The sequence below is a fragment of the Mesorhizobium sp. M7D.F.Ca.US.004.03.1.1 genome (assembly GCF_003998635.1).
Lineage (GTDB): Bacteria > Pseudomonadota > Alphaproteobacteria > Rhizobiales > Rhizobiaceae > Mesorhizobium > Mesorhizobium loti.
Genome location: NZ_RZQG01000223.1, coordinates 1 through 7,600, shown reverse-complemented (window position 1 = coordinate 7,600; position 7,600 = coordinate 1). Strand labels below are relative to the sequence as shown.

The 7,600-nt window shown below is 63.9% G+C and carries 6 protein-coding genes; all 6 read right to left on the bottom strand.

The genetic code is table 11. From position 1 onward, the window contains the following. Positions 1 to 138: 138 nt before the first annotated feature. Positions 139 to 684, bottom strand: a complete 546-nt coding sequence (gene tagF, locus EN935_RS14860) for a type VI secretion system-associated protein TagF (protein WP_109661609.1) — start codon at positions 682 to 684, stop codon at positions 139 to 141. Next, complete coding sequence (tssM, locus tag EN935_RS14855; protein WP_127373404.1) at positions 681 to 4,217, bottom strand: type VI secretion system membrane subunit TssM; 3,537 nt, start codon at positions 4,215 to 4,217, stop codon at positions 681 to 683. Before tssM ends, tagF begins: the two co-directional genes overlap by 4 nt. 1 nt (position 4,218) lies before the next feature. Beyond that, positions 4,219 to 5,541: a type IVB secretion system protein IcmH/DotU gene (gene icmH, locus EN935_RS14850; RefSeq protein ID WP_127264049.1), complete on the bottom strand. Its 1,323-nt coding sequence runs from the start codon at positions 5,539 to 5,541 to the stop codon at positions 4,219 to 4,221. A gap of 4 nt (positions 5,542 to 5,545) precedes the next feature. Beyond that, positions 5,546 to 6,880, bottom strand: a complete 1,335-nt coding sequence (tssK, locus tag EN935_RS14845; protein ID WP_127264047.1) for a type VI secretion system baseplate subunit TssK — start codon at positions 6,878 to 6,880, stop codon at positions 5,546 to 5,548. Positions 6,881 to 6,919: 39 nt separating this feature from the next. Further along, on the bottom strand, positions 6,920 to 7,372 hold the full coding sequence (gene tssJ / locus EN935_RS14840) for a type VI secretion system lipoprotein TssJ (RefSeq protein WP_127264045.1): 453 nt from the start codon (positions 7,370 to 7,372) through the stop codon (positions 6,920 to 6,922). Between the two features lie 3 nt (positions 7,373 to 7,375). Beyond that, a partial coding sequence (locus EN935_RS14835) for a type VI secretion system-associated FHA domain protein (RefSeq protein WP_348629889.1) occupies positions 7,376 to 7,600 on the bottom strand: 225 nt, incomplete at its 5' end.

The window sequence follows — 7,600 nt, the reverse complement described above, 5'->3', positions numbered from 1 at the left end:
TCTTGCTGGGCTTGCAGTTGCCGTGTTCATCGACGTCGTACGTCGCCCGGATCACGGCAACACAAAACTTCACGCAATGCTTGTCCTGATAAGGAAAAGTCTCGGCGAGAAACGGTGTCGTGTTCTGGCTGACGAACATCAGATTTGCCCCTGCATCGACCGGGCCTCCCAACTTGCAGTGAGAACTTGTTCCAGCGTCATTTGCGGCGATTGCGGATCGATGTCGAAAATGTCCGAACGGGCCGTCCACATCACCATATCGCTGATGACCTCTTCGCCTGGCTCGACAAGCGGCACCGGCAGTCCGGCGAGCGCGGCATCCAGTTCGTCGGGCGTCAATTCGCCGTTCTGGGCTGCGATGGCCGCCTCTTCGATACTGGAAAACCATGCCTCGGCATCAGCTAGCCCAACGGAAGCTTCAGAAAGCTGGGCGACGATGCTCAAGGGGAATTGCCTGCCGATCCGGTCGGCGCTTTGCACAATGATGCCCGCCGATGCGCCGAAGCAAGCCGGGCCAGCCAGGAAGCGCAGCGCGGTTGTGCTTGGCCAAAATTCCGAGCCGAACAGCGGGACGAGATGCTGCGCCAGCCAGCGGTCCCAGCCGCGAACGAAGTCGCCCCTCAGCCGCCGCGTCACGAAATCGCCGGTGGCGGGCATTTTGCCGTAAAAGCCGGGCAAGGTCATATCTGCGGCGGACATGAGAATTTCTTGAACATCTGGAGGTTGTAGGGGTTCTCGACACTGGCGGCCTTGAGCTCGAAATCGGCCCACATTCCCTTCGTTCCCAGGCGCAGGCTGTAGACATCGGACAGTGACGTGCCGGCGAAACGGCCGTTGCGCAGCATCCTCAGCCACGCCCAGCTGCCGGTCTCGTTAAGCATGATCTCGGGCGAACCGTCGATGGGCTGGAAGGCGAGCGAGATGACTCCCGTGCCGTCCTTGCCGGGCCAGGTCATCGGTTGCGGCCGTGTCGCGTTGTTGAAATAGACGAGGGTCTGGCCATCGAGATTGAGCGTCACGCGCGTGACGTTCGGAGACAGATCTTTTGGTTCGAGCGTGAAGCTCATCACCGGTCCCGTACCACCGGGAAACAGATCGTCGCGGATATGCCTGGCCTGCTCGAACGCCGCCAGCGCCGAAGCATCGAGGCCGAAATCGGCGCGCCATTTCCATGGCTGGCTGGTCGTGTCGACATAGTTGATCAGGTGGTCATTGATGAAACCGTCGATCAGCCCGGCCGGTCCGAACAGCCTGGCGAAATCACGCACATTGACGTCCACCGCGCTGTCGGCCCTGAATGGATAGCGGTCGTTCAGCGCAGCCTGGCAGAAAGGCAGTATGTCGGCCCGCCAGATGGCGTTGAGCTCCGAAGTGACCGCCTTCTGAGTCAAATTGCTGGTGTCGCCGGCAATCCCGCCCAGCCAGTTGTTGATCGGGTCGGGCAGGATCTGTGCCTGCCTGGCCACCGCACCCGTCAGTTCGGCAAGGCCACCCTGCTTCTTGATGGCATCCTGCGGATTGGGGTTCGCGGTGACCGTCTGCAGGACGTTCGAAAGCGCGGTCAGCGCGACAACGGCGGCATCCAATGCCGGCGGCTGGCCGTCGACCTCGGCAATGGTGCTCTTGAGCGGTTTGAAATGTTCGGCCACCAGATTGCCGGTCAGGTCCACCTCGCTGGCCGACCCGGCGCGGGGAAGCAGTTTCGCACCGCTTGTCGCCAGCTTGCCGAGCTTGCCAAGCTTGCCGAGCAGTTGGGAGGCGCCTTGGGCAGCCGCTTTGTCGTCGGGGGGCGCCTCGTCGGAGCGCGTCAGTTCGGTCTCCTGGACGACCGCCGTAAGCAGCCGCTTCAGGGCTGAATCGGCACTTGAGAGATCCTTCAGATTTTCGCTGGCGACATTGAGATCGGTCAATGGCGCGAGCCGCATGTCGCGCAGGAAGCTGTCCCATTGCGCGATGTAGTCGTCATAGTAGAGCTTCAAAATATCCTCGGACAGCGCCGAGACCGAGGTTTCGGAATTTTCCGAGCAGCCGCCGGCGAAAACCGCACGATCGAGCGCTGCCTGGGCGGCGACATCGTCGATGCGGTCGAGAATGGCGTCGTGGAAGCCGGAATAGGTGAATGCTCCGGAAATGCCGACCCGAAGCGTCTTGTCGGAACGCCGCGCAAACACCTTGCCCCCGTTGGGGCCGGCAAAATTGGCCGGGATCCACTCCTTGAGACCGGCCACCTCCGGATCGGCCAGCAACTGCTTGTAGGCGCGCGCCGGCAACGAAATCGTGCACACCGTTTTCAGCGCTTCGGCAACCAGGGCTTGGTCAGGCTCGATATAGCTTTCGTCGACCGTCATCCGGCGGATGGCGGCAAGCTGATGTTCTTCGGCATCGGCGGTTGGAAATGGTGCCGCGGCCGCGAATTCGGGCAGGCTGTTCACCCACCAGTTCTGGGCGAAGTCGGGATCCATCTGCGACAGGCCCGTCATCATGCGATAGGTCTTGAGGGCGCCGAGCATGAAATCCGGATCGCGGATCTGCCGCCACATGGTGGCCTCGAGAAGGGCCACCATGCGCGGCTCGAGCACGTTGCGCAGGGCGTGATCGTAGGTGTCGGTCTGAGCCCGCACCAGTTCCGCCGAGGCCGATGGCCCCAGCAGATCCTGGGCAGCGCCCGGCGGTGCTGTCCGGGCATTTGCGACCGCGTCCATCGCTTCGAGCGCGCTGTCGATGGCGGGCTGCTGCACCGATGCCGGATTTGCGGCAACGGAGGTCAGCGGTGTCTGCAGCGCTTCGAACTGGCTTGCCTGGGCCGAGATCGCATTGCGGTTGTCGTAGTAGGACCAGGCAAACACGGCACTGGCCAACAAGCCTGCTGCCGCACAGGCAGCCGCAGCACCGCGCCAGATCCAGGCCCGGCGGCGTTGCGCCAGCGGGTCGAATGTACCGAGGCCTGCTTCCTTGAAGATGATTTCGGTGAGCAGGTTCTTCAGGAAGAAGCTGCGTTTCTCGACCCTTGGTGCGGGCAGGGCCCGCCGTGGCGGAAGACCGAAGGACGACGACAGCGCCGCGGTCAGCCGGTCGATGGGGGCGCCTTCCTGGGTCGCCGATGTAAGATAGAGGCCGCGCAGCCATGCAGCCTCTTCATACCGGCTTTCGCCGAATATCGCCTCGACCAGCACCTGGATCGGTTCGGACAGGCTTGCGAGTTGGGCAGGAAACCGGAAGATCTCTGCACGGGCGGCGAGTTTTTCCTCATCCTCCAGGCGTGGCACCAGCCGCCGCTCGAGTTCTGTCGCCAGCGTCGAAATTTCTCTTTCGATGGTCTTGGCATCCACGCGCGCATCCAGCGCGAAGGTCGTTCCCCATACCTGCTCGCGCGAGGCGGTGGACAAGCCGCCGAAGAAGGCCTCGAAACCCTTGATCAGATCGGCCTTGGTCAGCATCAGGTAGACCGGAAGGCGGATTTCGAGCCGGTCGTTGAGCTCGGCCAACCGGCGGCGGATCTTGCGGCCGTGCGCCTTGATGGCCTCGTCGCCCTCCGAAAGCACGTCGATCGACAGCGCGACGATCACGCCGTTGAGCGCGCGGCGGCCGCGATGCTTCTTCAAAAGGTCGAGGAAGCCCAGCCATTCCGCCGCGTCGACATCGGGCTGGCTCTCCTGCTGGACATAGCGGCCGGCGGTGTCGATCAGAACCGCGTTCTCGGAAAAGAACCAGTCGCAGTTGCGCGTGCCGCCGACCCCCTGCAGGTCGTCCGTGAGGTCGATCGGAAAATTCAGTCCGGACTGCCGCAAGGCCGTGGTCTTGCCGGTGGCCGGCGGCCCGACGATCACATACCAGGGCATCTCGCGCAGAAACTTGCGTCCGCCCAGCTTGCGGCGCTTCAGTTCGGCCATCACCTCGCCGAATTTGGCACCCACGGCAGCGACGTTTTCTTCGCCGGGGCTCAGCGGCTTTTCCACCGCAGGCGCCGCAATCTCCGCGACGAACATGCGGTTGGCGCGGATCGCCCGGCGCTGGGCGACGATCAGCCAGATCAGCCAGAAGATGACCAGCAGCGCGATGATGACGATGCGCACATTTTCAGAGGCGAACGGTTCGTAGGGACCGACCCTGACGATCGGACCGAACACCCAGATAACCAGGGAAAGCAGCGTGATGCCGACTAGCGTCCACAGCCAGCGCGATGTCAGAACCGCCCAGAAGAAGCGCAGGATGAACATCTCACAGCCTCTTTTCGACAAGCACCTCGACGCGGCGGTTCAAGGCTCGCCCCTGGCGCGTGCTGTCGCTGGCCACTGGATCGGTGGCGGCGCGGCCCTCGGAATGGACGCGGTCCCGTGGCACTCCGTTCTGGACCAGCATGTCGGCAATCGTCTGGGCGCGAGCCTCGGACAGTCGCTGGTTGGTCGACAGCGGATTGGTCTTTTGCAGAGGAACGCCGTCCGTATGACCGATCACCGTGATGTTCCCGATCAGCTCCTGATTGGCAAGGATCACCTTGGCGATCGAACCGATCAGGGGCTCGAAGCCTTCGGTCAGTTGTGGCCGCGACGACTGGAACAGTTCGGGGTTGGAGGCCTGGATGATCAGCTTGGCCAGCGAGACGCTCTCGGTGCCGCTAAGGGCGGATCCGAGGTCGGCCGGCGCTCCGGCCTGAAATTCCGGCAACAGCGCAAAATCCACTTTCTCCGGTGGCGGGGCCTCGACCTTGGGCGACGTACGGCTGATGTCGCCGCGTGCAGGCGGCGGCAGCGCGCGCACAAGTGCGGAAAGCTCGACTGCCTGGCTGCTCAGTCCCATCGAGAGCCCGATATGGATGGCAGTGGCGACAACCGCGGCACCGAGCGCCATGACCCAGATCGGAACGATGAAGCGCTGCGGCTCGTCGGATGCGATCACGCCCTTCCAGTTTGGCGACAGTGGCGCGCCTTCGGCGTCGGCATCGCGCAGGAAGCGTGCCGCAGCCACGCGAACGGCGTTCAGCGAGCGGTCGCCTGACCGCCCGGGCACGCGATATTTGCCGCGGAAGCCGAGCGCCATGCAATCATACTGCAGCTCCAGCAATTCGCGATCGCGGTTGGGATGGCGTTCCAGTTCGTCGAGACGCGTGAAGAACTGCGTGCCGGCATCGACATCGCCGCGCAGCATGACCACAAGCGGCTGCCGCGGCCAGGCGCTGGCCCCGCCCCATGGCGTGTTCAGAGCCAGATCGTCGAGCAACGCCGCCACCACCCAGGCTGCCTGGTCGGCCCTCTCCATCGAGGACCCCGTCGACATTGCCATGTCGCGTGCCCGAACCAGTTCTTCGAGCAGCCGGGTGCGCAACGCTTCCGGATTCTCCGGCGGCAGCGCACTTTCAAGCTCGGGAGCGAACTCGAGCAAGGGGGCGAATGCGTTGACAAGCGCGTTCGGATGCGTGCGAGACCGCTTCACCACCGCGCCCGGCAACAGTGGCGCCATGGGTCGCGGCATCGGCGCGCCGGTCAATCGTATGCGAGTGCGTTCGCGATCCTCCGACAGTCCGAACGGATCATCGCGGCTCATGATCTCACCTGTTCACCGAATAGCAGTCCACCTGCGGCTCGCTCGGCAACACGCCCGAAACGCCGATGACGAAGCCGGGAGCATCGAGCAGCGACGCCCAATGCTCGCTTTTCTGGTCCAGCTCGAGGCACAGCCGATCGCCATCGTAGGGGATCTCGCGCGGCTGGGAATGGAGCGGTTTCAGCGGAATGCCGGGCAAACGCGATTTCCACAGGCCCTCGAACTGGTCGGCCGAGCCGACAGTCGCCTGATTGACGAAGATCTTGCGCAGCGCGTCCTCCGACAGCTCCGAACCGACCCGGATGACGATCCGGCTGGCCACCAATAGCTTCGGGTTGTCGATGCGGATTTTCCAGACATTGGTCGAATGCCGCATGACAGGCAGCGCGCGCGATTTCGGCTCGATGTAGCGCAGGCTGAGGATGAGCGAGCGCAGCGCATCCGCCAGCGCCGAATAGGCGGGGCCTGGCGCCATGTGATCGTAGACGGGCAACTCCCCCAGCCGGCGCGCGCTCGATCCGTAGGTCGCCATCGAACCGGCGAGCCCGGCAAGTTCCAGGTAGAGCTCGGCCGGATGGAAGACATCCTGCGCCAGCATATGGGCCAGCCGCGGACGCGCCGCATTGGCGAGATTGAGCATCAGCAGATCTTCGACGCTGCGCCCAGGCCCGCCCATGACCATCTTGCCATGCGCCTCGGCGATCTGGTCGAGGCCGGTGACAACTTCCAGAAGCAATTGCCGATACCAGGCCACCGCGCCGGTGATCAGTGTCGGCGGCAGGAAGGCCTCGTCCACGGAGACGCCGCCATCGGCTCGCACCCCCTTGAGGTCGGCTATCGGCAGGGCCGTGTAGCCACCGATCGACTTGCCGGGTGCAAGCAGCAGCGCCTGCGGACGGGCGATCTCGATTTCCTCGGGGTCTGAACCGCCCTGGACGGCGTCACGCACCGAAACGATCCGCCCGTGATAGCGTGCTCCCGAGGCGGTGGCGTGTGCCGGATCGAAGCCGACACCGCCCGGAGGCTCCAGCGGCAAGGCGACCAGAACCGGCCCGGCGCCCGTGTCCGGGGTGACCAGCAGGGGTCGCGGCGCGTCCATCATGTCTGGGATGGAGAAAGGTGTCCCGTCGGGAAAGATGCCCCGTGCCGACAGGATCGAGATCTGGCCGGCCTCCAGCAATGCCTGATCCAGCGTCAGCTGCTGAAAGCCGAACGTATGCAGTTGCCCGGCCTGCAACGCGCCGCGCACCGTCGCCTCGAAAAAACGATCCTGCTGCTGGAAATGCTGGGTCCGCAGAAACAGACCTTCGGACCACAACACCCTGTTTGCATCGCTCATGCCGCTACTCTCTGCATTGAGCTCCCCTTGCCCTGGCCGCTAGGCGGAAATGCCGCCGCTGCCAAGCGTGACGTTGATTGTGAACTTTGATCCCGATGACACCGACTTGGTCGTCCGCCAGTTCCTGCCGGTAGGCTCGCGGATCAGTGCAACCAAGCCCAGCGCCGTCGCATCCGGCTCGACGGTGATGGTCTTGGACGCGGATTTTCCTGGCCCGACGGCGATCTGGTCGGATCCGATGAGATCGCCTGCCAGCGCCGAGCCGGCATCTCCCTGCAGGGCAAAATAGTCGGCGGAGTTGAACTTGCCGGTGCTGCGCAGCCGCATCACCAGGACCGTCACCGGCCGGTCGCCGCCGCCTGGTCCCGGGTTCATGCCGGCCCCGCCAGTCACATTGATGGTGATCACCGAAGGTTTCGGTGGGCCGCTCTGGCAAGCCGTAAGCAGCCCGGTCGCGCCCAGGGCGACGATGAATTCGCGTCGATCGATCATGTCTCACTCCTCCTCATATGCATCCCGAAAATCAGCGCCGATTTCACCCAGGAAGCTTTTTTCCGCGCTCTCGGCGATTTCACGGTGGCGTTTCTGGTAAAGCTCCCACAGCTTGGCGCCGCGCCCGCCCGAAAGCAGTGTGCCAATCGCGGAATTCGATTTCAGCTCTTCCTCGATCGCTGCCGGGTCAAAACGGTCGATCATCCGCCGCAAGGCGCCCTGTACGCC